25 protein-coding genes and 1 tRNA gene are annotated in these 24234 nt (G+C 52.8%); 5 read left to right on the top strand and 21 right to left on the bottom strand.

Annotated elements, in window-relative coordinates; genetic code table 11:
* Positions 1-108: 108 nt before the first annotated feature.
* The 5 genes from G006_RS0112745 to G006_RS0112765 all read right to left on the bottom strand — a co-directional run bounded on the left by G006_RS0112745 (position 109) and on the right by G006_RS0112765 (position 5465).
* Complete coding sequence (locus G006_RS0112745) at positions 109-621, bottom strand: hypothetical protein (RefSeq protein WP_020483584.1); 513 nt, start codon at positions 619-621, stop codon at positions 109-111.
* A 205-nt stretch (positions 622-826) separates the two neighbouring features.
* A complete protein-coding gene (locus tag G006_RS0112750; protein WP_020483585.1) occupies positions 827-1858 on the bottom strand; it encodes an urease accessory protein UreH domain-containing protein in 1032 nt (343 codons plus the stop codon).
* A 31-nt stretch (positions 1859-1889) separates the two neighbouring features.
* Positions 1890-3731 carry a multicopper oxidase family protein gene (locus tag G006_RS0112755; RefSeq protein WP_020483586.1) on the bottom strand — a complete coding sequence of 614 codons (1842 nt, stop codon included), beginning with the start codon at positions 3729-3731 and terminating at the stop codon, positions 1890-1892.
* Positions 3732-3832: 101 nt separating this feature from the next.
* Positions 3833-4759, bottom strand: a complete 927-nt coding sequence (locus G006_RS0112760) for a sulfite exporter TauE/SafE family protein (protein WP_020483587.1) — start codon at positions 4757-4759, stop codon at positions 3833-3835.
* 13 nt (positions 4760-4772) lie between these two features.
* Positions 4773-5465 (bottom strand): MBL fold metallo-hydrolase, encoded by a 693-nt coding sequence (locus G006_RS0112765; RefSeq protein WP_020483588.1) that lies wholly within the window; start codon positions 5463-5465, stop codon positions 4773-4775.
* A 295-nt stretch (positions 5466-5760) separates the two neighbouring features.
* Here G006_RS0112765 and G006_RS0112770 point away from each other — a divergent pair, with 295 nt between their 5' ends.
* From G006_RS0112770 to G006_RS0112780, 3 genes are all read left to right on the top strand, one after another.
* Positions 5761-7116: a sigma-54 interaction domain-containing protein gene (locus tag G006_RS0112770; protein WP_020483589.1), complete on the top strand. Its 1356-nt coding sequence runs from the start codon at positions 5761-5763 to the stop codon at positions 7114-7116.
* A 108-nt stretch (positions 7117-7224) separates the two neighbouring features.
* Positions 7225-7410 (top strand): hypothetical protein, encoded by a 186-nt coding sequence (locus G006_RS0112775; RefSeq protein WP_020483590.1) that lies wholly within the window; start codon positions 7225-7227, stop codon positions 7408-7410.
* On the top strand, positions 7404-7700 hold the full coding sequence (locus G006_RS0112780) for a type II toxin-antitoxin system RelE/ParE family toxin (RefSeq protein WP_020483591.1): 297 nt from the start codon (positions 7404-7406) through the stop codon (positions 7698-7700). The genes G006_RS0112775 and G006_RS0112780 overlap by 7 nt, the downstream gene beginning before the upstream one ends.
* A 40-nt stretch (positions 7701-7740) precedes the next feature.
* On the opposite strand, the gene G006_RS0112785 is transcribed toward G006_RS0112780, so the two are convergent.
* The 3 genes from G006_RS0112785 to G006_RS0112795 are packed head-to-tail and all read right to left on the bottom strand — an operon-like array spanning position 7741 to position 10710.
* Positions 7741-8529: a F0F1 ATP synthase subunit gamma gene (locus G006_RS0112785; RefSeq protein ID WP_020483592.1), complete on the bottom strand. Its 789-nt coding sequence runs from the start codon at positions 8527-8529 to the stop codon at positions 7741-7743.
* Positions 8526-9995, bottom strand: coding sequence for a F0F1 ATP synthase subunit alpha (locus G006_RS0112790; RefSeq protein ID WP_020483593.1), 1470 nt, complete (start codon positions 9993-9995; stop codon positions 8526-8528). The genes G006_RS0112785 and G006_RS0112790 overlap by 4 nt, the downstream gene beginning before the upstream one ends.
* Positions 9955-10710 (bottom strand): F0F1 ATP synthase subunit delta, encoded by a 756-nt coding sequence (locus G006_RS0112795; RefSeq protein WP_020483594.1) that lies wholly within the window; start codon positions 10708-10710, stop codon positions 9955-9957. Before G006_RS0112795 ends, G006_RS0112790 begins: the two co-directional genes overlap by 41 nt.
* Positions 10711-10977: 267 nt before the next feature.
* On the opposite strand from G006_RS0112795, the gene G006_RS0112800 reads away from it, so the two are divergent.
* A complete protein-coding gene (locus tag G006_RS0112800; RefSeq protein ID WP_020483595.1) occupies positions 10978-13086 on the top strand; it encodes an acyltransferase family protein in 2109 nt (702 codons plus the stop codon).
* Between the two features lie 33 nt (positions 13087-13119).
* Here G006_RS0112800 and G006_RS0112805 read toward each other — a convergent pair whose 3' ends face one another.
* The 6 genes from G006_RS0112805 to atpD form a co-directional block, all read right to left on the bottom strand.
* Entirely contained in the window at positions 13120-13386 is a 267-nt protein-coding gene (locus G006_RS0112805) for a F0F1 ATP synthase subunit C (protein WP_020483596.1), read from the bottom strand.
* A gap of 2 nt (positions 13387-13388) precedes the next feature.
* Positions 13389-14078, bottom strand: a complete 690-nt coding sequence (locus G006_RS0112810) for a F0F1 ATP synthase subunit A (protein ID WP_033193929.1) — start codon at positions 14076-14078, stop codon at positions 13389-13391.
* A 174-nt stretch (positions 14079-14252) separates the two neighbouring features.
* Complete coding sequence (locus G006_RS0112815) at positions 14253-15332, bottom strand: lytic transglycosylase domain-containing protein (RefSeq protein ID WP_026147026.1); 1080 nt, start codon at positions 15330-15332, stop codon at positions 14253-14255.
* Positions 15333-15468: 136 nt separating this feature from the next.
* Positions 15469-15744, bottom strand: coding sequence for an AtpZ/AtpI family protein (locus tag G006_RS0112820; RefSeq protein ID WP_020483600.1), 276 nt, complete (start codon positions 15742-15744; stop codon positions 15469-15471).
* Positions 15745-15746: 2 nt separating this feature from the next.
* Complete coding sequence (locus G006_RS0112825; RefSeq protein ID WP_020483601.1) at positions 15747-16157, bottom strand: F0F1 ATP synthase subunit epsilon; 411 nt, start codon at positions 16155-16157, stop codon at positions 15747-15749.
* The gene (atpD, locus tag G006_RS0112830) at positions 16154-17512 is read right to left on the bottom strand and encodes a F0F1 ATP synthase subunit beta (protein ID WP_020483602.1); all 1359 of its coding nucleotides are present in this window, start codon (positions 17510-17512) and stop codon (positions 16154-16156) included. The genes G006_RS0112825 and atpD overlap by 4 nt, the downstream gene beginning before the upstream one ends.
* 322 nt (positions 17513-17834) lie before the next feature.
* Between atpD and G006_RS29540 the strand changes: the two genes are divergently transcribed.
* Positions 17835-18053, top strand: a complete 219-nt coding sequence (locus tag G006_RS29540) for a TraR/DksA C4-type zinc finger protein (RefSeq protein WP_442785763.1) — start codon at positions 17835-17837, stop codon at positions 18051-18053.
* 109 nt (positions 18054-18162) lie between these two features.
* Here G006_RS29540 and G006_RS0112835 read toward each other — a convergent pair whose 3' ends face one another.
* The 7 genes from G006_RS0112835 to G006_RS0112865 all read right to left on the bottom strand — a co-directional run bounded on the left by G006_RS0112835 (position 18163) and on the right by G006_RS0112865 (position 24232).
* Positions 18163-18468: a hypothetical protein gene (locus G006_RS0112835; RefSeq protein ID WP_020483603.1), complete on the bottom strand. Its 306-nt coding sequence runs from the start codon at positions 18466-18468 to the stop codon at positions 18163-18165.
* A gap of 101 nt (positions 18469-18569) precedes the next feature.
* The gene (locus tag G006_RS0112840) at positions 18570-19466 is read right to left on the bottom strand and encodes a CPBP family intramembrane glutamic endopeptidase (protein ID WP_020483604.1); all 897 of its coding nucleotides are present in this window, start codon (positions 19464-19466) and stop codon (positions 18570-18572) included.
* Complete coding sequence (locus G006_RS0112845) at positions 19463-20191, bottom strand: 16S rRNA (uracil(1498)-N(3))-methyltransferase (protein WP_020483605.1); 729 nt, start codon at positions 20189-20191, stop codon at positions 19463-19465. Before G006_RS0112845 ends, G006_RS0112840 begins: the two co-directional genes overlap by 4 nt.
* Complete coding sequence (locus tag G006_RS0112850) at positions 20191-21561, bottom strand: adenosylmethionine--8-amino-7-oxononanoate transaminase (protein ID WP_026147027.1); 1371 nt, start codon at positions 21559-21561, stop codon at positions 20191-20193. The genes G006_RS0112845 and G006_RS0112850 overlap by 1 nt, the downstream gene beginning before the upstream one ends.
* A 53-nt stretch (positions 21562-21614) precedes the next feature.
* Entirely contained in the window at positions 21615-22907 is a 1293-nt protein-coding gene (gene ahcY, locus G006_RS0112855) for an adenosylhomocysteinase (RefSeq protein WP_026147028.1), read from the bottom strand.
* A 19-nt stretch (positions 22908-22926) separates the two neighbouring features.
* The gene (gene metK / locus G006_RS0112860; RefSeq protein WP_026147029.1) at positions 22927-24087 is read right to left on the bottom strand and encodes a methionine adenosyltransferase; all 1161 of its coding nucleotides are present in this window, start codon (positions 24085-24087) and stop codon (positions 22927-22929) included.
* 68 nt (positions 24088-24155) lie between these two features.
* Positions 24156-24232, bottom strand: a tRNA-Ile gene (locus G006_RS0112865).
* Positions 24233-24234 lie beyond the last annotated feature (2 nt).

A 24234-nucleotide genomic window follows, 5' to 3' on the forward strand; every position in this document is an offset into this window, starting at 1 on the left:
GGCACTATTTCACAGCGAATCGATTCCTGAGTTTGCGGGCAGATTGAATCAAGAATACACCTGGCTATTCAGTAGGTGTTCAGTGACAACTTTCCGTCTTATTATCGATTAAGGCTGGCGGTGGCCGTGGTGCATATGCTGTCCGCCGGGCACTGCATGACGGGCGTGATCGCTGAGTTGGGCATCGAAATAGCTGTGTACCGCTGCTATCATCTGTTTATCTTCCGTTCGATACTCGATTTCCGCGCCGTTCGGCAAATCCCGATACACAAAACTGACTGTTCCGGCAGCGGACGCCAAGGCTTTAAGCCCCGGCATATCATCACCATGAATGCGGCGCGGCCCGGAAAAATCGCCTTTGGCAAACCCCGCAGCCAGTTGCGCCAGGTGGCTGCGCGCCAAGCCGATTTGCTCAGTATCCGCAACATCTTTGGCAATGACTTGCTGGATGCCGCCGGTGTCGGTTTTATTAAAAATATGTAAGGTTTTTTCCAGGTCAAACGGCATGACATGGCTGCCACGTTCTTGCACTTCGTCCAGTCGTGCCGGATCGAAAGGCGGGATCGCCTGGACCATGGGTACGATTAGCACCAACACAGCGAGTAATAAAGATCTGTGCATCTTTGTTGTCCTTTGCGAATGTATCCTGATGGGGCGTAGGTTGATAATAGCTCTTTTAACCGTCGACAGCGAAGCTTCGCCTTTATCCGTAAAACCTGCCTGCTCAGATATCGCCACTTGGCTTGCGAATAATGACAGTCGATAAGGCGAACAACAAAATCGCCACGTTAGGCTGGTAACGGGCTTGAACATCCAATACGTTAACTCACTTTCCGGGCTGGGTATGCGCCGGCATCGCCGCAGACATAGGATCTGCTTGGACGATTTTCAAGCCGCGCTGCGCCATCATGACGCCCATCGCGATAACCAATATTGCGGATACTTTTACCAGTTGCCGCATAAAAACCGGCGACAACAAGCTGGCGAAAAACCCAAAGCCCAACAACGGTGCCAAAGTACCGAGGCCAAACCAGAATAGGATCAGCGCACCCTGCACCGGGTCGCCGCTGCCGGCGGCCATCACATACATGGCCTGTAGCGGCCCGCAGCCCAGCAATAAGCCCGTCAACAAGCCGGTACGCAAAGCACTGCGTGGCTTGCGCATTTCATCTGCAAGCTGGCGATTGACTGCCTTGGGCATGCGCAAAGTAAAGCGGCGCAAGACGGCAAAGAAGCCGAGCATCTTCAGACCGTATAGCAACAGAAATACGCTAGCGGCTAAAGCCAGCCCGCCTCGTATCTGCGGGGTAATAGCGATGGTGGCGCCTAACAGGCCAAACCCAGCGCCGAGGGCGCTGTAGGACAAGGTCTTGCCGAATGCGTAACTTAAATGCGCCAGCAATTGGCGGGTTTGGGGTTTGGCGGGATCGGTATAACCCACCACAAAACCACCACACATGCCGATACAATGAAAACCCGTGAGAAAACCGATGCCCAGCAACACCGCTTGATCCATATGCGGTGTGATTTGTTGCATCACGCCCGGCATCAAACTCTTGCCCCAGAATGCCACGCCACCGACCACTAGCAATAACAACAGAAAAATCAACAGGCCTTTCAGCTTACCGCTAGCAGCGGGTGGCGTCAGTTCCACGCCGTAACCCTTGGCGCAAATGGCTTGGTGCAGCGCCGCCTCGTTGGTAAGTTGATCGTCGAATTGCACGTCAACCGTCGCTCGCGCATAGCTGACCTCTACCCTTATCACACCCGGCAAATTAATCAGCGCGAGGCGAATGGTGTCTTCACAACCAGGGCAGTGCATGCCCTCGACTGTTAAATGCCTGTTGATCACCGTCATATCCCGCTCCCTGCCAATTAGCGTCGTCTGCTCATCCCACCAAGAAATCGCGCATCATGCCCATATCTTCGTGTTCCAGGTTGTGGCAGTGGTACATAAACAAACCTTTAAAATCCTGAAAGGGCTTGATGATTTTTACCCGCTCGCCAGGCATGACCAGCACTGTATCTTTCCAGCCGCCTTCGATAAAACCCTCTTTAACCGTTGCGTAATCTGCACTTTCGTTATTGGCGATGGTTCGGCTCAGGATTTGAAAATATTGGCCGTGCAAATGAATCGGATGCGCCATAGACATCATCATGCCCATGCCACCGCCCATGCCTCCCATGCCACCCATCTGATGACCGCCGGTGTCGTCGCTATCGCCGCCATGGCGCATGCCCATCATACCCATGCGCCGATGACCACCCTCGCCTTGCTTGTTATCATCATCGTGTCGCATGCCACCCCTCATGCCCATGCCGCCCATTTTGTGGCTACCGGAATCGGCCTTCTCTGCACCTTGGTGTTCGCCACTGGCTTTCTCCCCATGACCGCCGCCACCGTGCGCATGAAAAATCTCCAGCAATTGCACGGTATTCAGTGGAATGCGCTCACTCGGCAAAATATCGTTATAAGCATAGGGCCGACCATTTAAAACCATGCGCATCGGTCCTTCCGAAATAGCGATAGGCACCGGTTTACCAGGATTGGCCGTGTCGCTTAAGCCGTAATGGTGAATTTGCGCCAAACTGTTGGGCAATTTCGGACTATCGCTTACTTGCCGGGTGACTTTCACCGTAAAAATTGGATAGTCGCTACCCACCGGCAAGGTACTGCCGTGCATACCCATGCCGCCGCCCATGCGCCCATGTTCACCTTGGCCACCGCCCATCATTCCCGGCAATACGCCGGAAAAAGAACGGCTGCGCAACACCAACTGAGAGCCGACTTTACGCCCGCTGAAATCCGCCCAAATATCCAAACGCTCGCCGGGGGCCAGCATCACGTAAGGTTTATTGACCGGAGCCTCCAGCAAACCGCCATCGGTGCCGATGACAGTGACGGGCGATTTGTCGTCCCAAGCCAGTTTGTAGATGCGCGCCGTTGAGCCGTTGAGGACGCGGAAACGATAAGCTCGACTGGCTACGTCGAGCTGAAAATTCGGGCGACCGTTCACCAAAATCCGGTCGCCGTAAAAACCCATCATCCGATCGCGCATGTGTCGCACGTAGACGAGTTGGTTATTGTCGTCAAACAATTTATCTTGAATCACGATCGGGACTTCGTATTCGCCGCGGGGCAATTCCAGACGCCGTTCTTCCTCGTCGTTGACCAAAATGGCGCCCGCCAAACCGTGATAAACCTGTTCCGCAGTAGTGTTGTGCGGGTGCGGGTGGTAGATATTCATGCTGGCCCGGTTGAGCATTTCAAACTCATACACAAACACTTGACCGCTATCTATCGTGTACAGCGGATGACCATCCACTTCGGCAGGCACGTGCAAACCATGCCAATGGGTAATGCTGGGTTCGTTAAGCTGATTGTGCAGATTGATTCGAATCTTCTGGCCTTTCTCGAAGCGCAGCACCGGCCCTAAATAGGAACCCGGAATTTCGGTTAAGGTTTGCGCCGGTCCCTTCACCAACTTGGCAAAGTATTGCTGCACCCGCGTAGGCTGACCCGGCAAAATAGCGACCGAGCCAGGTTTGCAGATTAAGTCCAATTCCACATCCGGTTGAAAATTGGCCGAGGCTTTTCGCGGCGGTATTTTGGGCATGTCGCCCATATTTTCCATGGCCCGCAACCACGCTGGCGTTGCTGCCCACGCCATTAATCCGGCGCCACTTTGCGCAAAAAAGCGCCGACGGGACTTATTGAATGAATAAGACATATACCCTCCTCAAACGATTTTTATAGTTATGCGCCAAGCGGTTAACACCGGATGACGAAAGTGACGGTCTAACACAACCGTCAATATTAGTCTAGCCTAATTTACAGGTGTTGCCGAGGCGACATTGGCACCGCGCCTATATGCGGTTTGCGGCTATGAATACGATTGCCGATTAGGCCTAGCGCCAAGACGGCGGCTAAGCCGGCCAGCACCCGTCGCCAGGCAAGCTCGCCATCCTGCCACACCGCTAAGGATGCCAACAGTTGCCAACTCAAGGCGTTAAACAACACGTAAACCGCCACCACCATCACGAACCAACCAAACCCGCGCCGTAACACTGCCGCACTAATAAAATTGGATAACCAGCCGCCCAGAAAACTGCCGCACACCGCACCGGCTGTGACCAATATCATCAACTCGATATCCAACTGAGCGTGATTGGCGTATCCGCTCAAGCCGGCGGTGGCGTTCATCACGATAACCAGTAACGAGGTACCGATTGCCGCCGGCATCGGCAAACCCACCAACAAGGTCAATGCCGGCACGATCAAAAAGCCGCCACCGACCCCCACTAACCCGGTCAAACCGCCGACCAAAACCCCATCGAATAACAAGCGCAATATCGGTGTCTGTAAAGGACACATTGGTAATGCCTGCTCAATAGTTGTCTCGCTAGGCGCTTTCTTGAAGATCATCGCCAGGCCGGTCAACAAGGTAATCGCTCCAAAAAACACCATTAGCCATTCGCCGGAAAAATGCCCGGCCAAGCGACCGCCGCCAAATGCGCCTAACATGCCGGCCAAACCGAATACCAGCGCGCTTTTCCAGCAAACATGGCCGCGCCGCGCATGCGGAAGCAATGCCATCAGACTGGATACGCCCACCACCACAAATGAGGTGACAATGGCTGTCTTGGGCGGCACATGCAGCACGTATACCAGCATCGGTACCGTCAAAATTGAACCGCCGCCACCCAACAAGCCCAGCAGCAAGCCGATACAGATTGCCAAGATCAGCGTCAGGATCATCGGTTAACTCCGCCTACTCGGCCAGCGTCCCACAAGACTGATTGGCCGGCAGCGCCTGATCGATAAACTTGGGATAAGCCAACTTCAATTCGCTCATGATCGCTATGAACTCAGCACGCGTGCGGCCTTGACCCACGCGGGGGTTTTTAGCCATTTCCTGTTTGATAGTAGACACGGTATTACCCTGGTAATCGTGTCCCGGATAAACCAAAGTATCAGGGGGCAAAGTAAATAATTTGCCGGTGATACTGTCGTAAAGCTGGCCGGCATCGCCTTGCTGGAAGTCGGTGCGACCGCTGCCGCCGATCAGCAAGGCATCGCCGGTAAACACCCGATCAGCCATCACATAACTAACGCAACCTCCGGTATGGCCGGGGGTATGCCGCACCTGAATATCCAGATCGCCCACTTGCAACAACACGCCGTCGGTGACTAGCAAATCCGCGCAGAGCGCGCCTGCATCCCTATGCACAACACTCTTACTGCCAAGCTTTTCCCGCAACAAACCGGCACCGGTAATATGATCGGCGTGCACATGAGTTTCCAGGGTGTAAATCAGTTTTAAATCCAAGCTTTGCAGTAAATCGATATAAATCGGCAGCTCCGAAGCGACCGGATCGATCAGGCAGGCGCGACGGCTACGTTCACAGCCCAACAAATAACTGTAGGTGGAGGTTTCTGTTTCGAAGAGTTGTCTGAAAATCATGACCTGCCTCGTTTATCGCAAAATAAGAAGAATATAGTGTTTGTATATCAATACTCGTGCCAGCTTATCGGCAGCCTTTATCTCCGCACAACTTATAAAATCAGCTCTGCAGAACATGGGCTAAATACATATATACATTTGTTTTAACTGAACATTTTATTTTCACCGATCAGCGTGATAAGTCGATAGATTTTTAGGGTGGCCTCGCAATGGTTACAGATGATGTTTCAATATGAAATACTGAAACAATGCTGATACACTTGAAACACCAATGAAACAAACTGAGATTTAGCGCATGGCATCCTCCTCGCCCCTATTCAAACGTTGGCTCGGCCAAATCGGCGCCGATCAAGTCGTAGAAGTGTTGACCGACTTATTCGAAAGCGGCGCGGCCTTTATCGTGGACAGTAATAGCGACATCTTGCTATGGAGCAAAGGCGCCGAACAATTGTTCGGCTTGAGCGCGACCGAGACGATCGGCAAGCCTTGCAAAACCGCACTGAATTGCGACAGCGACAACGACCCCTGCAACTTGGCCGAACTCGGCATCGTCAAGTCGCAAGCGGTACGGATACATCGCCCGGATGGCCGGACGCTGAATTGTTATCGAACCGCCCGCGCCTTCTACGACAGCAATGGCGGCTTCGCCGGAGCGATTGAGTTTTTGCAACCACAAAGCGACACCCCCCCCGAGCAAAAGCCGGACGACAGCGACAGCTTTCACGGCATTCTGTCGCGTGACCCGGCGATGAAAGAGGCCATCAAAATCATCCGCAACGTCGCCGAAACCGAAGCCACCGTGCTAATCCGCGGCGAATCTGGCACCGGTAAGGAGATGGTGGCGCATGCATTGCACCTGGAAAGCCCGCGTCACTATCAGCCGTTTCTAGCGATCAACTGCGCGGCCTTGACCCCCAGCCTGTTGGAAAGCGAGTTATTTGGTCATGTGAAAGGTGCATTCACCGGCGCGGTGCGCAACCATGCCGGCTTGTTTCAACGTGCCAACGGCGGCACGCTGTTTTTGGACGAGATAGCCGAGTTGCCATTGGAACTGCAAGCCAAACTATTGCGCGTGATACAAGAACGCAATTTCATCCCGGTAGGTGGCGATAGCGCGGTCAGCGTCGATGTGCGGATTATCGCCGCCACACATAGATCGCTACGCGAAGAGGTCAAGGCCGGCCGGTTTCGAGAGGATTTGATGTACCGCTTACGGGTCGTGCCGATCTTTCTGCCGCCGTTGCGCGAACGTCGCCAGGACATCAGCCTGTTGCTGCAACATCTGATAGACCGGCATAACACCCAAGGCCATCGCCATATCGACAGCATCGCGCCGGAAGCGATGCGCCTGCTGCTGGATTACCGGTGGCCGGGCAATGTCCGGGAACTGAATAATGTCGTCGAATACGCTTATGCGGTCGGCCGCGACAGCGAGCTGAGCATAGGCGATTTGCCGCCCGAGTTCCGCGAACCGCTTAGACCGACAGCAACGCTTGACCAGCGCCTTGCACCGCGCCCAAAAAGTCAAAACGAAGCGGAATTGATCCGAGAAGCCTTGGAAAATAACCCGGACAATCTGGAACAGGCCGCGCAATATGCGGGGATGAGTCGGGCGACTTTTTGGCGGAAGCGGCGGAAGTATGGTTTATAAATTTGCTTTATTGGCGGGTTAATCGCGTCAACGCCACACCAATATCGTATTGACGTCCTATTGATTGCGTCTTATGGTGTAGCTCCATTCATCAATGGGAGTCTATTCATGCAAACACCCACTCTAAAACAGGAAGCGCTGGAATCGATTGACCGTTTGCCTGACAACGCAGACATTGACGAAATCATGTATCAGCTTTACGTCGTCGACAAGTTACGTAAAAGCCGCGAAGCTATCACTGAAGGCCAATTCATTCACCACGAAGAGCTCAAGCGCGAAATCGAACAATGGTGATTGTTTGGTCAAAACCCGCGCGCGAAGACCTCCACTCGATACATCAATTTATTGCTCGTGATTCCAAACTCTACGCAAACCGCGTAACGCAAGACATTCTCGCTAAAGTGGATGTACTGGCGACCATGCCAAAGCTGGGCCGGACAGTTTCCGAAATTGGCGAGGAAAATGTGCGCGAAATCGGCATATATTCATACCGGATACTTTACGAAATAATCGGCGAAACTGTTTATATCCATGGCGTAATCCACAAGCGACGAGACTTCAAACAGGAAGATCTGCAACGCTAATAAGCTCTGAACAGCTCATATTAGACTACAGCCGAATTATCTAACGCCGTCCCACCATCAACTCGATTTCCTCGACGATTTCTTCCTGGCGCAGCCGATTGCGTTGTCGTTGTAATTCTTCGCCGCCGCGCTCAAGATGTCGCAACGCGGTTTCCATCTGCATCAGCCGCATGTGGTTTTCCACCCGAATCGAGCGCAACAATAAGGCCAGCAAGCTGTGAAACAGATAATGTTCGGCAACGCCTTGAGCCACTTCCGCTGCCGGTGCAAACGTCAACGGCGGGTTTGGCCTGGCGCTACTAGCCACATCCGACAGCGGCCAAAGACGTTGGCTGCGCGCACCTTGTTCGTCACGCACACAGGCTATCAAGCCGAACTCGACACCTCGCAGTTCCGCGACCGCCGTCAGAATACTATCTATCGCCGCCGGGGCATCCAGGCCGCCGTCGGCGCCGCGCAGCCGTTGCAGCGCGGTGCGCTCCTCAACCATTTGGTGCAGGCGTTCACCAACGAGAATCAATGGGCCTTGCTGAGTGGATTCTGTTCGCCAATAGCGCATCACGTCTTCGTTAAAGCTGCCGCAAAAACCGCGCACCGAACCGAATAACAGCCAAATATCGTCGGCGGGCCGACTTGAAACCGGCTCCGGTAAGCTGTCGGCCAAATCAGTCAAGGCCGTCTGCAACGATTGCACCACTTGTTGCTGCGCGGCTTCGCGCTTACCCACTTTCCGTAGCTCGGCCAAGGCAAAACTGCGCATCGCCCCCAGGATGCCGGACAAATCGTCGAACAAGGCTAATCGCGCCTCGACTTCCCGACGCTGGCTCATGGTTTATCCGCCAATAATTGCCGCAACGCTGACAACCATTGCTTTTTAGGTGAATCCAACATCAAGGTATCCGGCAATTTTACAAGCAGCTCCGCCAATACGCCGGCCGCCTGTTCCGGCTTGAGGTTTTCCAGCAAGCCCTCGCCATAGGCCAGCAGCCAGGCCAGATGGGCTCGTTCGGACAAAGGTTGCAAGCGGTCCTGTTTCAATATTTCCCGCAGCAATCGGCCGCGTTGCAGTTTTTCCTCGACACCGGCTTCTAAACGCGTACCGAAACGGGCGAACAGCTCCAGCTCCAGAAATTGCAAATAATCCAGCCGAATATGCGCGGAAGCGGTTTTGATGGCCGGATGCTGCGCCTTGCCGCCGATGCGCGACACCGAACGGCCGATGTCGATGGCCGGCAGCATGCCCGCCGCGAACAGCTTGCTTTCCAGATAAATCTGGCCGTCGGTGATCGAAATCAGATTGGTGGGAATGTACGCCGACAGCTCGCCCTGGCGGGTTTCGATGATAGGCAAGGCGGTCATGCTGCCGCCACCATATGCCGACGACAACACGGTGGAACGCTCCAACAACCGGGAATGCAGATAAAAAATATCGCCCGGATACGCTTCGCGGCCCGGTGGCCGTTGCAACAGCAAGGACAGCTCGCGATAGGACTGGGCGTGACGCGTCAGATCGTCGTAGACCACCAACGTGTCGCGGCCCATGCGCATCCAGTGCTCGGCAATTGCGCAACCGGCAAATGGCGCCAGGTAGCGAAAACCCGGCAAGGCGTTGGCCTCAGCAACCACCACCACGGTATAGGCCAGCGCATCGGCCTGGCGCAGCGCTTCTATCGTTCCGGCGACGGAAGAGCGCGGCTGTCCGATCAACACCATCACACACAACACATTACGGCCACGTTGATTGAGCACGGCGTCCAGGGCCAGCGCGCTTTTGCCGATGCCGTCGTCACCGATGATCAATTGGCGCTGGCCCTTACCGATCGGAATCAGCGTATCGACAATCTTGCAGCCAGTATACAAAGGTTCGGAGACGAAATCGCGCTCGATGATGGGCGGCGCGGCAGCTTCCAATGAGCGAAATTGGCGCAATTCCGGCGGCGGCAATCCGTCCAGCGGACTGCCAAGCGGATCGACCACCCGCCCCAACAAGGTATCGCCAACGCCAATTTCCAGTTTGCGGCCGATATGCTGCACGGCCATGCCGGCGGTGACGCCACGGTTTTGCGACAACAAAATCGCCCCCAGCACTTCCCTGCCCAACTGAAACACCAGACCGGTACTGCCGTCGTCGAAACCGATCAATTCATCAAGCCGGGCAGTGGGTAAACCGCGTATCCAGGCGATGCCGTCACCGATGCCGGCCACGCAACCGCGCTCGGATAGACGCAGGCCAAATTGGTAGGCTTTAACCGGCTCAACCATGATTGGCTTGGCGCCGGAAAAACGCCAGCTCATCGGCCAGATTAGCGTGCAATTGGCATTCGCCGACTATGGCGCGCAGGCCGGCAATCAGAGCCGGGTCTTCCTTGAACGTGAGTTGCAAGGTTTGTCCGGCAGCATTCGACAGGGTTTCCGTCACTCGCGCTTGATCGGCTTCGCTCAACGGGTGCGCGCTAAGCACCTCGACCGCAGAAGCGGCAATCAGCATCGCCGCCGCTTTGCGCAGTGCAGTTTGTTCGCTATCCGGCATGTTAAGCAGATCCTGCAAAAATACCTCGACAATAGTCTGCGTCAATTGCGACGAAGCCAGCCGTTGCAACATCGCCGCCGCCTGTCCATAAGCCGCGCCCGCTGCTTCCCTTATCAAAGCCGCTTCCCGTGCCGCAATCAGCGTCTGGTTGCGGACCCGCAATTTGGCTTCTTCATCGGCTAGGGTTTGTTTCAGATTCTCCGTTGCAGTATTGCGCAACTGAGTTAACTCTTCGTCTAGTTGCCGGCGACTGGCTTCTTGTTGTTGATTCCAATCGGTTAGCCGTTGTTCGTATTGTTGGCGCAGGGCTTCCGCTTCGTTGCGCAACTGTGCGGCCTGCTCGGTTTCATCTTTGATGCGCCGCTGACGGGCATCGAGCATTGCCAGCACCGGGCGATACAGGAAGCGTTGCAGTATCCACACCAGGACCAGGAAATTGAGGATTTCCAGGATAAAGGTTGTCCAGTCGAATTGCATCATGGATGGGTAACCCGTTTTGTTGGATATGAACTTGCGGCGTTGTTCCGAAAAAACCGCCGATTTTTTGTTTCTCCGCTATCTTAAACCCCGCAATGGCTTTGATGTCTGAAAATTTAGCCCGCGTAGCTTGCCATTTAGGCACGTCTTGAGGCTCGAATACTTACGGCTTAGAATACCGCCCGACTTTCCGGATTCGAGCCTGCCCGACCACCTAAGCCAGGGCAAATAAGACGGGAAGCCCGAACCAACTCAGCATTTCGTTACCCTATGACCTCTTTGCAAGAACATCTGTCACACCCCAAGTATCGGCCCGATATTGACGGCTTGAGAGCCATTGCCGTTCTCTCGGTTATCGCCTTTCACGCCTTTCCCAAGAGCTTGCAAGGGGGATTTATAGGTGTAGACATCTTCTTTGTGATTTCAGGTTATCTCATCTCCACCATCATTTTTCAAAACCTGGAAAAGGGTACATTCAGCTTCACCGAATTTTATGCCCGCCGCGTTAAGCGGATCTTCCCGGCACTGATTCTGGTCTTAGTTGCGTGTTATGTCTTCGGCTGGTTCGCGCTGTTTGCCGACGAGTACAAGCAGTTGAGCAAGCATATTGCCGCCGGCGCGGGATTCGTTTCCAACATTGTGCTGTGGAGCGAGGCCGGCTATTTCGACAACTCCGGCGAGACTAAACCGCTGCTGCATTTGTGGAGTTTGGGCATTGAGGAACAGTTTTACATCGTCTGGCCCTTGTTGCTTTGGTTTGCCTGGGAGCGGAATTTCAATCTACTGACCATTACGGTTCTGATTGCCATCGTCTCTTTCGGCCTGAATATCACAGGCGTCATCGCCCATCCTGTCGCGACGTTTTATTCTCCGCAAACCCGGTTTTGGGAGCTGTTATGCGGTAGTTTGCTGGCTTGGATGACACTCTACAAGAAGGATTCGTTCTCTTCTATCAAACTGAAGCTCGACGGTTGGCTGGCTTGCGCGGTTTATCGACACTCTCACGCCGCCGACGGCAAGACGCTGGCCAACGCGCTGTCTATTCTGGGCATATTGCTGCTGGCCTTCGGCTTTTTCATCATCAATAAAGATTTCAATTTCCCTGGCCGTTGGGCGGTGATACCGATGTTGGCTGCGGTCATGATCATATCGGCCGGACCCAATGCCTGGGTTAATCGCATCGTCTTATCCCACCCGCTAGCGGTATGGTTCGGCTTGATCAGTTTTCCATTGTATTTGTGGCACTGGCCCCTCCTATCTTTTGCGCAAATCATCGAGACCGAAGTGCCCAGTATGAATATCCGCGCCATTGCAGTGTTGCTGGCCGTGGTATTGGCTTGGCTGACCTACAGACTGGTGGAAAAACCGATACGTTTGGGTAGTCACAGCAGAGCCAAGACGGCGGTACTGCTGCTGTTGATGCTCGGTATCGGCTATGTCGGCTACGCTTCATATTCTCGGGATGGCCTGGAGTTTCGTAAAGCCGATGCGCAAACCAAAACCAAGATGTATGCCGATGTGAACGGCACAGTACTCTACAACACACCGGAGGACTGGGTCGATGAGCGCTGTAAGGGGGTATTGGGAGGGGCCAGTTACAATTATTTGATGTGTCGCTTTACCACGGCCACGCCAAAAACGCTGGTGGTCGGCGATAGTCATGCTGCGCAATTTGTCTACGATTCGATTACCAAAGGCTCGAACGATCTGGCATTGGTAGCCGTCAATGGCTGCCTGCCGTTTATCGATCTGGTGAGCATTAATCCCACGGAAGAATTTGCAGAAAAATCGACCAGATGCCGGATAGTCGTGCCTATCGTGCTGAAGCTGCTGAAGGAATTCCCTTCAATTCAGCGCGTGGTGTTTGCGACCAGAGGCGCGATGTACATCGAAGGTTCAGGGTTCGGCAATACCGAAACGAAAAACGTCTATCGGATTATTAAAAGCCCGGATGATGTATTGGCGGAAAATTACAATCAATTTATTTCCGGCTATGTCGCAACCATCAATGAGATTTTAAAGCTGGGCAAATCGGTGGTTTTTATTGAAGACGTACCGGAGATTGGGGTAAGTGCTAAAAACTGTGTGGACGAGCGCCCTCTGCGCATTACCGAAAGAGCCCTGCCCGAGTGCGATGTCTCCAGAAAGTCTTTTGAAGAGCGGAATATAAACTACAGAAGAGCTGTCGATGCTATCGATGCCTCCACGCATAAGCGGATTAAGATTTTTCCCGCCTACGAATATTTATGCGATGAATCGACTTGCGGCGGCATGCACGATGACATGTCTTATTTTTACGACGACGACCATCTTTCCATGCGCGGCAGTAAGTTTATTTTCGACAAATTCGCCGAATGGCTGAGCAAAGAGTCCAAGTAACCGAATGGACCGCTCTATGTAATCTGACGTGGGTTATTTTAAAAAATATTCCAATAACGGGTTTCTAAACAACACGATCAGGGCCACCACCAAACAATATATCGCCAACGACTCGATCATCGCCAAACCAATGAACAACGTACGGGTGATGGTTTTTTCGGCTTCCGGCTGACGCGCCAGGGCTTCCAAAGCGGCGGCGATAGCCTTGCCCATTGCCAGGGCCGGCAGCATCGTCCCGAGGGCGATCACCAGACCGGCCACGCCGGTGGAAATCATGCTGAATAAATGGATGTCGTTCATGGCTATTCCTCGGGAATGGCGGATGGATCGGATTCGCTAGGTTCCAACGCACCGGCGATGTAAATCAGCGCCAGCATACCAAAGATATAGGCCTGCACCACAGCTTCGATCACGTGCAGCATCAACAAGGGCACCGGCACCAGGAAACCGGCAATCAACAGCACCAGCAAGGCCGCCATTTCCAGGCTCATGATGTTGCCGAATAGGCGGATAGCCAAGGCCAGCGTGCGAGTAAATTCGCTGATGATGTGGAACGGTAACAGGATGATGCTGGGCTCAGCGTAATGGCGAAAATGCTGCCGCCAGCCGCGATCTCGAATCCCGAACCAGTGCGTGGAACCGAACACCAGCACCGCCAAAGCGGCGGTGGCGGACAAGTCGCGGGTGGGCGCATGTAGTTCCGGAATTAAACCCACCAGATTGGCGACCAGTACAAACAGCCATAAGCTTGCCACGAACGGCAGCACCCGCCGCACCGACACCGCCGGTAACACTTCGGCAATCGCGCCTTCTATGGCCACGACCACCGCTTCGAGGAAATTTCGCAATGAGGATGGCTGACGACTGAAGCGCAGCAACAGGGTTAACAGCACAAAGCCCAGCATCACCCCCCAAGTAGTGACTACTGTGTTACTGATCGCCAGTGGGCCGAGTTGAAAAACAGTGTTGGCGACAGATTCTGAGTTGTTCATGTCCGCACCTCGATAAACGTAAGGGCATAGCCGAAAGCCAGCCTAGATACCCAACATTTTGATTTTCTTGGGCTGCGCTCTGCTCTGCCCAAGCTACATTTGACTCTTACGATAGCACTCTTGGAGAGGACATTTGCGCTCCGCCCGGAAAACGGCCGGAGCACCAAGATTAATTTATTCGACAGCCAGGTATTGACCAGGAGCCAACGGACTTTCGTAGCGGACGCCTTCCCGGAAAAACTGTTCGGGGTTGGAAGCAATTTCGCGGGCGGCCAGGAATTGCGCATAGTAGTTGCGGGAAGCAAAACCGAAGGCGGGACCGTCATAAGAGTCTACGATACGCACGAAATCGCTGCCGACTTGGTTTTGTGCACGCTTCATCCCGCCGATGCCGTGGTTGTATGAAGTCACAGCCGCCGGCCAGTCGCCAAGCTTACCGTAAGCGTAACTCAGGTAACGGGCCGCGCCGTTGGCGGAGACGAAAGGATCGTAACGTTGATCGACGCGATCGCCACCGGGCATGAAGGTTTTGGCGGCGGCTTTGGTAAACTGCCACATGCCGACCGCACCGGCGGAGGATTTTGCGGACGGTTGAAACGAGGATTCTACGTGCGGCAGATAAGCCAAGTCTTCCGGCAAGCCGGCATCGCGGAAGGTTTTTCTAAACTGCAAATCATAGCGGCCGCTGATCTCCAATCCGCGCTTAAAGCGCTCACGCGTGCCGCGCTGCGAACGCAGTCTGTCGCTAAGGCCAGGCAATACGCTGTTAAGTGATCTGCCGTTACTTTCCAGTTTGGCTATCAATTGCCTGTCGTTGGCGTTCAACGCCGCACCGTAACGCACTTTACTTTCCAATTCGGCCAGTTGCGCTTTCCAGTATTCGCGCCGCTGGCTGATGATGTCTTTTTGCTCTGATGTCAGGCCTTCCCCGACATAGCCCGGCAAGGTCATCACTTCGTAGACGACATCCAGATAACGATCATCGTGAAAAGCCACTTCGGAACGTTGCCAGACCGCATAGGTTTTTCGCCAGAAATCCACCGCCGGCTCTAACGCTGCGGGTTTTGGGAAAGTCCCCGTATAAAACGCTGGTTTATATGGGGTCGGTTGCGATTGATAAGCCGGTCGTTGTTGAGCGATATTCGGCCTAACCGAAACCATTTTATCTCGCTTTACCGGCGAACTGCTGGTGCAAGCATTGAGTAACAACAAGGCTAATAAGGGAAGAGTTAAACGCAGCAAGGGTGGTTTCATTTTGGTCTGGGTATTGGATGCAACATTGATCGATGTAAAGTTTGCTACGCCGAAGAGTCGTAAAATATTCCTCGTGTATTTTCAACAAATAATAGCGCTCATTTCGAATTTTCGTGAAGAATAAATCCGAAAAAAATCAGCTTTTTTCCTGCAAAAATCGAAAAACGTTATAGGCACCAACCACAATACCCAACACAATCAAACTGACCGTCCAGCGTACCGAATAACCGACAGCCAAAGTATCCAACCACCGTCCCAAATACGCACCAGCGACGATAGGCACCACAAACAGCAAACCCAGCGTGCCGCCATAAAACAACATGCCTACCCAAGTCGCTGGACGTCGCGTTTTTTCTTCCAGGCGGCGCAGATCACGGCGGGTGTGTTCGATTAATTTGTTGCGAAAACTCATGGCTATATTCCCGCTGATCCACGACTACTTAGTTCGGCTAGGCGCCGCACCAAAGAATGTTCAATTTCCGACAGCGTCGCCCGTGCGGTATGTACTTCTGAATCGGCCTGGGCCATTTCCGCCGCGAGTCGTTCGCAGATGGCATCGCGGTCTTTGCCGAGAAAATAGCGCACCGTAGTCACAGTAAGTTGATTGTCGGCAAAGCGCAGCACACCGCTGGGCAAAGCCAAATAGCGCCAGACACCGGCTTGATCGCTGAAACGGGCCAGCCCGTATCTCAGCAAGGCCACGCAGTGAATATGTCCGGCCAAAATCCCGAAACTGCCGTCGGCATCGGCGCCGATAAACTGGGTGACGGTATCGAAATGCTCAGCGCCACGACTATCCAACAAAGTTAACGCAAAACCGTTCATGCCGACATTGCGCCTTTCATATAGCAATCGGCTTCGCTGAGCTGGTCATATTTGCCGTCCATAAATGCTTCGCAATCGGCGATGGTTTGCGCCAGCGGCACGCGTACGCCCGGCATGCCGGTATGGTCGGCTACGGTGGTAAAAGGCTGAGTTAAGTAACGCTGTAAGCGGCGCGCCCGTTCGACGATACGCCGGTCTTCCTGCGAGAGCTCTTCGATACCGAGCATGGCGATAATATCTTCCAATTCCCGATAGCGCGATAAATGCTCGCGCACGGCACGGGCCACCTGATAGTGTCGGTCGCCCAGGATATGGTGATCCATGATTCGGCTACTGGATCGCAAGGGGTCTATGGCCGGATAAATGCCTTTGGCGGCCTGTTGCCGAGACAGGATCACCACACTATCCAGATGGCCAAGGATGGTAGAAACTGCGGGGTCGGACATGTCATCGGCCGGCACATAAACGGCCTGCACCGAGGTAATGGAGCCGGATTTGGTAGAGACGATACGTTCTTCCAGCGACGCGACCTCGGTCAGCAAGGTCGGTTGATAACCGACCGTGGCAGGCATCCGTCCCAGCAAACCGGAAATTTCACTACCGGCCTGGACGAAGCGAAAAATATTGTCCATCAGAAACAGTACTTCGGTATCCAGCGTATCGCGCAAATATTCGGCATACGCCAAGGCGGTGTAACCCACATGAAAGCGCACGCCGGGCGATTCGTCCATTTGCCCGTAGACCAGCAGTGCTTTGGGTAATACGCCGGCATCGGCCATTTCATGCCAGAGTTCGTGGCCTTCACGCATGCGTTCGCCGACACCGGCGTAAACCGATACGCCTTGCATCGCCACGCTGACCGCATGCATGAACTCCATCATCAGCACGGTCTTGCCAACACCAGCGCCGCCAAACAAGCCGGTTTTGCCGCCGCGCACAAACGGACAAAGCAGATCGATGACTTTGATGCCGGTTTCCAAGATTTGCGAGGCCGGCAACGTATCGGATAGTAAGGGGGGAGCAGAGAGTATATTGCGGAAAACGCCACCCGGTAAAGGCTGGCCGCCATCGAGCGGATCGCCGAACACATTCAGCATCCGCCCCAAACAACTGGGATCGACCGGCACATTGAGAGCATCGCCACGGTCGAACACCGGCATGCCGCGAAATAACCCCGAGACCGAATGCAAAGCAATCGCCCGAATCAGCGTAGGCTCCAGATGCTGAAACACGACCAGCACATAGCGGCCCGCACCGTTCACCACATCAAGCGCCTGACCGATTGGCGGTAGATATTCGCAACGCACATCGACCACCGGCCCCTGCGCGGCCTCAATGCAGCCCACCTGATTCATCTCACCTGTCATAGCAACACACTTCGACGCATAATCCCCCTAAAGCACTTGGAGTAGCATATTTTTTAGATTCTTGCGCCCGACAACGAAAAAAGCTTGCTACGGAATCGTCACTGCTTGGATAATCGCATTAGATATTTCGCATATTTGCACTATGTCGCAATCACCGATTAGCGCCGGTCTCCCGGTGTTAGTTCAGGAACTTTGGACTTTATCACATTGCCCTAACCGCGGAGTGTTGAAAAATGCCGGCGTTCCAACAGAAGGCAACAAATATTCCGTTTATCCTCAGCAGCGATTTTCACGAGAAAGAGGGGGAAACATGAAACCAAAGGCAACGCAGTTAAGCTTTTGCTCAAGGTGCGGGGATGAAATTCCGCCAGACGAATTGCAATTTTTGCCAAATACTTCGCTATGTGCTTTTTGCTACAACACGCAGCTGGAATGCAGGGATATCCATAACTCAAGCACTAAAATATCCCAACCCGTCTTAACCTTAGTCCCGCAAAACCCAAAGGTTCAAGACAGCAACGCGGCCTAACCGCATCAATCCGGTAGCAAAAGCACTTAAACGCTGGCAGCCACCGGACTGAAAAACTCTATCATCGCTAAACTTTACAAAAAGCATCCGGCTACTGCATTCGGGTTGCCTACTGTTTTATGTTTTTATAACCTTCCTCACTTTCACGCATGATTTTTTGGCCTTCCTCAACCAGATTGCGGCCTTCGTCGATCTTTATCTGACCCTCACGTTGCATCACTTGTCCGCGTTCGACCATTTGCTTACCTTCCTGCCAACGGCTACCCAACTGCGCAATGCCCTGACTATCCCGCAACATTTGTTCACCGGACAGAATTTTGTCTGCCTGCTTTGTTGGGGCCGCAGGCTCGCTTGCACAACCGGCGACCAGTAAAGTGAAGAGAAGAACGGAAGTATTCGGTCTGACTCTGCGCATAAATATGTCCTCTTATGATGCACTGGAAATGATGGGTAGAAATATTGCAAAACACCATGGTATCTGGCAATCATTTTTTCAAGTTGGTATCGCGTTTTGGTCTAATCGCCGCGTGCGGCTTTAGCTTGCCACTGAAACCACACTCCATAAATGATTAACGCCAATACCAACCAGCTACTGACCAAAGGGCCCACCACGCCGTCGTAATAGGTGTTGACCAAAAATAGCGAATTGGCTTGCAAATTGACGTTGAACAAATCTCTGCTCACCTTAATTTGCCACACCCAAGCAGCATGACAACCGATACATAGGCCCAGACTTTGCGGCACCCGGCTTCTAAGGATTGCTAAAAACACCCCAACGACAAATAAAGCCAGCAAGGCGCTGAGTATCAGCGGATTCAACCAGTTGGCAAAGGCTTCGGCGATTAATTTTAAACCGCTGCCCGGCGTTAAATCGGCGTAAACCAGTTGCGACTGACTTTTTAAAAAATGTAGCGCCGCATAATAGATTGAGCTGACGGTCACGGCAGCCATAATTGACATTTTCCTGCCTAAAGCACCCAACAGCAGGCCGCGAAATAACATTTCTTCGCCGAGCGCAATCAGCATCGCAAAAAACAAACCCAATCCGATTTTTTCCGCTATTTTGCCCACTGTCCAATGCCGGGTATCGTCCCAGACATGAACATCCAGCCAATACAGCGTCAATAGCACCGGCAGTAAGGTCAATAAGCCCAACGCCAGACCCTGCCCCATTTGTTTGAAAAATATCGTTTTGGGCGCGAATCCGAAGTCTGCCCAACTCAATTGCAGGTAGTTCTTTAACGGAAAAATACTCAGCAGTAACAGCGCCAGCGTAATTTTGCTGATGGCTTTTGCCAACGGCAAAATATCGCCGGCAAGCCACAGCAAACCGTACCCCAGCATGCTCGCAATCGTGGCAGCAATGACCAATATAAGCAACGGCACCAATGCATAGACAAACCAGCGGATCAACGAAAATCTCCCCACAAGGTTTGCACAGCGGTCAATGCCGATAACACCGCGGTCTCGGTACGCAATATCCGGGCACCCATTCGAACCGGCACGAATCCTGCTGCCTTGGCAATTTGTCGTTCTTGCTCGCTAAAGCCGCCTTCGGGTCCGGAGAGCAAGGTAACACGGGAGTTTTCCGGTTTCAGGTCCGCAAGGGATTGCTCGGCATAGGGATCGAGAAACACGCTTAATCCTTGCTGCCCGCTCACCCAATCGCCTAAATTCACAATCTCGCCAATTGACGGACAGTAAGTTCTTCCGGATTGTTCGGCCGCGTGCTGGACAATATGCTGCCAATGTAGGAGACGTTGCTGTTTTTTATCGTCGTTGAATTTGATCACGCAACGCTCGGTTACCAAGGGTGTCAATTGCGTCACACCTAGTTCAACGGCTTTTTGTACCGCCCAGTCCATCCGATCACCGCGAGAAATGCCCAAACCCAGATTGATCGCCAGAGGGGATTCGACATTACGCTCAACGAACTGCTCGATTTCGACGCGAACAGTCTTACGGCTGACTTCGCTGAAACGGCACAGGTATTCGCCGCCTTCCCCGTTGAACAATACGATGCTCTGGTCCTGCTTTAAACGCAGGACACTGCGCACATAATGGGCCGCGTCTTCATCCAGTTCAATGCGCCCGCCAACATTTAGCGGTGCGACAACATATAAACGAGAAACCCGCATTAGTCCTGTACCGCCAGTTGGATGCCCTGCCAAGCGACATCTGCCATCAGTTGTATCTCCTGCTCGTTAATGACATAAGGCGGCATGAAATAAATCACATTCCCTAGCGGCCGCAACAACACGCCACGACTCAAAGCATAGCGATAAACTTTTAAACCGCGCCGCTGTTGCCAAGGATAGGCTTCCCGGGTTTGCTTATTTTTAACCAATTCTATAGCGACGATCATGCCAGTTTGCCGAACTTCCGCAACGTTGGGATGCTCGTTAAATCGCTCTACCGCTTTGGTCATTAGCCCCGCCAAATACCGATTGTTAGCTATCACATTTTGCTGTTCAAATATCCCCAGCGTCGCCAATGCCGCCCGACATCCCAATGCATTGCCGGTATAGCTATGCGAGTGTAAAAACGCGGTTAGATTTTGATAGTCGTCGTAAAAGGCTTGATAGACCTGATTGCTGGTCAATACCGCAGACAAGGGTAAATAGCCGCCGGTCAGGCCTTTGGATAGGCAGATAAAATCCGGGCTGATGGCCGCTTGCTCACAAGCAAACAAGGTACCGGTGCGACCAAAGCCCACGGCGATTTCGTCAGCGATAAAGTGCACGTGGTATTTATCGCAAGCCTCACGCAGCATTTTCAAATACACCGGATGATACATGCGCATACTGCCTGCACATTGCACCAACGGTTCGACAATCACAGCGCAAACCTCGGCAGCATGTTGCGCCAAAGCTTGCTCCATGATGGCGAAACGGCGGATAGAATACGCCTCCCAACTTTCGCCGTCTGCGCGATAGTAACAATCCGGGCCAGCTACGGTAATCACATCCATCAACAATGGCGCATAGATTTCCTTGTATAAAGCCACGTTACCAACCGCCAAAGCCCCCAGGGTTTCGCCGTGATAGCTGTTTTCCAGCGTGATGAATTTAGTTTTTTGAGTTTGTCCGAGATTGCGCCAATAGTGAAAACTCATCTTTAACGCGATTTCTACTGCTGAAGAACCGTTGTCCGCATAAAAACATTTATCCAAACCTGGTGGCGTGATTTCCACCAGCTTTTCCGCCAGCATTAGCGCAGCTTCATGGGTAAACCCACCGAGGATTACATGCTCAAGTGTTTCAAGCTGCTCTTTAAGCGCCTGATTAATAATGGGATTGGCATGACCGAATAGGTTGACCCACCAGGAGCTGATCGCATCCAGATAGCGGTTACCATCGAAATCGTGCAGCCAGACGCCTTGGCCCGATTTGATCGGAATCAGCGGCAACCCATCTGGCGCAGAGGCCCGAGGATCGTGGTCCTTCATTTGGCTGCAGGGGTGCCAGAGTACGGCGAGGTCGCGCTGAACGATAGTTTGATTATTCATAGCTTGCATAAAAAAGGGGCTTACGCCCCTTTATTGTCGGATTGACTTAACCCTTAATAGCGATAATGATCCGGTTTGTAAGGACCTTCGACAGGCACGTTAATATATGCAGCCTGTTCTTTCGTCAATTCCGTCAGTTTTACACCGATTTGCGCCAAGTGCGAACGCGCGACTTTTTCGTCGAGTTTTTTCGGCAGTACATAGACTTTGTTTTCGTAGCTAGCCGAATTGCTCCAAAGCTCCATCTGCGCCAATACTTGGTTGCAAAACGAGTTGGACATTACGAAGCTAGGATGACCAGTGGCGCAGCCCAAATTCACCAGACGACCTTCTGCCAACACGATAATTCGCTTGCCGTCAGGGAAGATGACATGATCGACCTGCGGCTTGATGTTTTCCCAGGTGTAGTGGCGTAAGGACGCAATATCGATTTCCGAATCGAAATGGCCGATATTGCAGACGATAGCCTGATCACGCATCGCTTTCATGTGATCGTGAGTAATGACCCCGACGTTGCCCGTAGCCGTAACAAAGATGTTGGCAATAGGCGCCGCTTCGTCCATTGTTACTACACGATAACCTTCCATTGCCGCTTGCAAAGCACAGATTGGGTCAATCTCGGTGATCAAAACAGTGGCACCCAAACCGCGTAGCGATTGCGCACAACCTTTACCCACATCACCATAGCCGCAGACTACGGCAATTTTACCGGCCACCATCACATCGGTAGCCCGTTTGATGCCGTCGACCAAAGACTCGCGGCAACCGTACAAGTTATCGAATTTGGATTTAGTGACCGAATCGTTGACATTAAAGGCTGGTACTTTAAGGGTGCCTTTCGCCACCATTTCAGTCAGGCGCAATACACCGGTAGTGGTTTCTTCCGACAAGCCTTTCACATCCGCCATCAATTCGGGGAAGTTATTGTGCATCATGGTTGTCAGGTCACCACCGTCGTCCAAGATCATATTCGGACGCCAGCCGTTAGGGCCGATAATGGTTTGTTCGATACACCATTCAGCTTCGGCCTCGGTTTCACCTTTCCAGGCGAAAACTGGAATACCGGCGGCAGCGATCGCAGCAGCGGCATGATCCTGGGTAGAGAAAATATTGCAAGACGACCAGCGGACTTCTGCGCCCAACGCCGTCAGCGTTTCTATCAATACCGCAGTTTGGATGGTCATATGCAGACAACCGGCGATACGCGCGCCTTTTAACGGCTGTTGGGCGCCGAACTCGGCACGCAAAGCCATCAAACCGGGCATTTCGGTTTCGGCGATATTAATTTCTTTACGACCCCATTCCGCCAGGGCTAAATCGGCAACTTTGTAATCGGCTTGGCTCATAATATTTTCCTGATCCTGGTTAAATACCGGCCGCATCTTTCAATGCTTCGGCTTTGTCGGTTTTTTCCCAGCTGAAGCTGGCTTCGTTGCGACCGAAATGGCCGTAAGAGGCGGTTGGGCGATAAATGGGTTTTAACAAATCCAATTGCGCAATCAAACCTTTTGGTCGTAAGTCGAAATGCTCCCGCACGATTTGCACTAAACGTTCTTCCTCGATTTTGCCGGTACCGAAGGTTTCGATACTGATGGAAGTAGGCTCAGCGACGCCAATGGCGTAAGACACCTGGATTTCGCAACGCTCTGCCAGGCCAGCGGCAACGATATTTTTTGCTACATACCGCCCCATGTAAGCCGCTGATCTATCCACTTTTGACGGATCTTTACCAGAGAACGCACCACCACCATGGCGCGCCATACCGCCGTAAGTATCGACAATAATTTTACGACCGGTCAAACCGCAATCGCCTACAGGCCCGCCAATGATGAATTGCCCGGTAGGATTGATGAAATACTTGGTGTCTTTGTGCAGCCACTCTTTCGGCAAAGTCGGCAGGATGATTTCATCCATCACCGCTTCTTCAAGCTGTTTGCCACCGATCTCCGGGGAATGCTGGGTAGACAAAACAACTGCATCGATGGCGACCGGTTTGTTGTTTTCGTAACGGAAAGTCACCTGACTTTTTGCGTCCGGACGTAGCCATGTCAGGGTTTTATTCTTACGCACCAAGGCTTGTCTCTCAACCAAGCGATGCGCGTAGGTGATTGGGGCCGGCATTAATACATCGGTTTCGTTGCTGGCATAACCAAACATTAAACCTTGGTCGCCGGCGCCTTGTTCGTGGTCTTCGGATTCATCGACACCCATCGCGATATCTGCCGATTGTTTACCAATGGCATTCAATACCGCGCAGCTATTACCGTCAAAACCGATTTCGCCGTTGTCGTAACCAATTTCGCAAACTACTTTTCTTACCAATTCTTCGGTATCCACCCAAGCATTCGTGGTAATTTCGCCGGCCAAAACCACCATGCCGGTCTTGACCAATGTTTCGCAGGCTACCCTGGAACGCGGGTCTTGAGCCAACAAGGCATCAACAACAGCATCGGAAATTTGGTCAGCAACTTTGTCCGGATGTCCTTCCGAAACAGACTCTGAAGTAAAAAGATAGTTTTTATTCACGGTTAGACCCTCGCCAAAATGAAAACTTGCGCATATAAAAAAAGGCCGCGCAAACGGCCTGGTATCTGTGGTGGGCCCTGTAGGACTTGAACCTACGACCTGCCGATTATGAGTCGGAAGCTCTAACCAACTGAGCTAAGGGCCCTT

This window comes from Methylomonas sp. MK1 (assembly GCF_000365425.1).
Classification (GTDB): Bacteria; Pseudomonadota; Gammaproteobacteria; order Methylococcales; family Methylomonadaceae; genus Methylomonas.

Bases quoted from the DNA above. Each gene is read 5' to 3' on its own strand.
- G006_RS0112810 (WP_033193929.1), bottom strand. From the start codon at position 14,078: ATGAACAACTCAGAATCTGTCGCCAACACTGTTTTTCAACTCGGCCCA.
- G006_RS0112780 (WP_020483591.1), top strand. From the start codon at position 7,404: ATGGTGATTGTTTGGTCAAAACCCGCGCGCGAAGACCTCCACTCGATA.
- G006_RS29540 (WP_442785763.1), top strand. From the start codon at position 17,835: ATGAAACCAAAGGCAACGCAGTTAAGCTTTTGCTCAAGGTGCGGGGAT.
- G006_RS0112805 (WP_020483596.1), bottom strand. From the start codon at position 13,386: ATGAACGACATCCATTTATTCAGCATGATTTCCACCGGCGTGGCCGGT.
- G006_RS0112785 (WP_020483592.1), bottom strand. From the start codon at position 8,529: ATGAGCCAGCGTCGGGAAGTCGAGGCGCGATTAGCCTTGTTCGACGAT.
- G006_RS0112770 (WP_020483589.1), top strand. From the start codon at position 5,761: ATGGCATCCTCCTCGCCCCTATTCAAACGTTGGCTCGGCCAAATCGGC.
- G006_RS0112825 (WP_020483601.1), bottom strand. From the start codon at position 16,157: ATGAACGGTTTTGCGTTAACTTTGTTGGATAGTCGTGGCGCTGAGCAT.
- atpD (WP_020483602.1), bottom strand. From the start codon at position 17,512: ATGAATCAGGTGGGCTGCATTGAGGCCGCGCAGGGGCCGGTGGTCGAT.
- G006_RS0112845 (WP_020483605.1), bottom strand. From the start codon at position 20,191: ATGCGGGTTTCTCGTTTATATGTTGTCGCACCGCTAAATGTTGGCGGG.
- G006_RS0112815 (WP_026147026.1), bottom strand. From the start codon at position 15,332: ATGAAACCACCCTTGCTGCGTTTAACTCTTCCCTTATTAGCCTTGTTG.
- G006_RS0112760 (WP_020483587.1), bottom strand. From the start codon at position 4,759: ATGATCCTGACGCTGATCTTGGCAATCTGTATCGGCTTGCTGCTGGGC.
- G006_RS0112790 (WP_020483593.1), bottom strand. From the start codon at position 9,995: ATGAGCTGGCGTTTTTCCGGCGCCAAGCCAATCATGGTTGAGCCGGTT.
- G006_RS0112795 (WP_020483594.1), bottom strand. From the start codon at position 10,710: ATGATGCAATTCGACTGGACAACCTTTATCCTGGAAATCCTCAATTTC.
- G006_RS0112765 (WP_020483588.1), bottom strand. From the start codon at position 5,465: ATGATTTTCAGACAACTCTTCGAAACAGAAACCTCCACCTACAGTTAT.
- ahcY (WP_026147028.1), bottom strand. From the start codon at position 22,907: ATGAGCCAAGCCGATTACAAAGTTGCCGATTTAGCCCTGGCGGAATGG.
- G006_RS0112755 (WP_020483586.1), bottom strand. From the start codon at position 3,731: ATGTCTTATTCATTCAATAAGTCCCGTCGGCGCTTTTTTGCGCAAAGT.
- G006_RS0112745 (WP_020483584.1), bottom strand. From the start codon at position 621: ATGCACAGATCTTTATTACTCGCTGTGTTGGTGCTAATCGTACCCATG.
- G006_RS0112850 (WP_026147027.1), bottom strand. From the start codon at position 21,561: ATGAATAATCAAACTATCGTTCAGCGCGACCTCGCCGTACTCTGGCAC.
- G006_RS0112800 (WP_020483595.1), top strand. From the start codon at position 10,978: ATGACCTCTTTGCAAGAACATCTGTCACACCCCAAGTATCGGCCCGAT.
- G006_RS0112750 (WP_020483585.1), bottom strand. From the start codon at position 1,858: ATGACGGTGATCAACAGGCATTTAACAGTCGAGGGCATGCACTGCCCT.
- G006_RS0112775 (WP_020483590.1), top strand. From the start codon at position 7,225: ATGCAAACACCCACTCTAAAACAGGAAGCGCTGGAATCGATTGACCGT.
- G006_RS0112820 (WP_020483600.1), bottom strand. From the start codon at position 15,744: ATGAGTTTTCGCAACAAATTAATCGAACACACCCGCCGTGATCTGCGC.
- G006_RS0112835 (WP_020483603.1), bottom strand. From the start codon at position 18,468: ATGCGCAGAGTCAGACCGAATACTTCCGTTCTTCTCTTCACTTTACTG.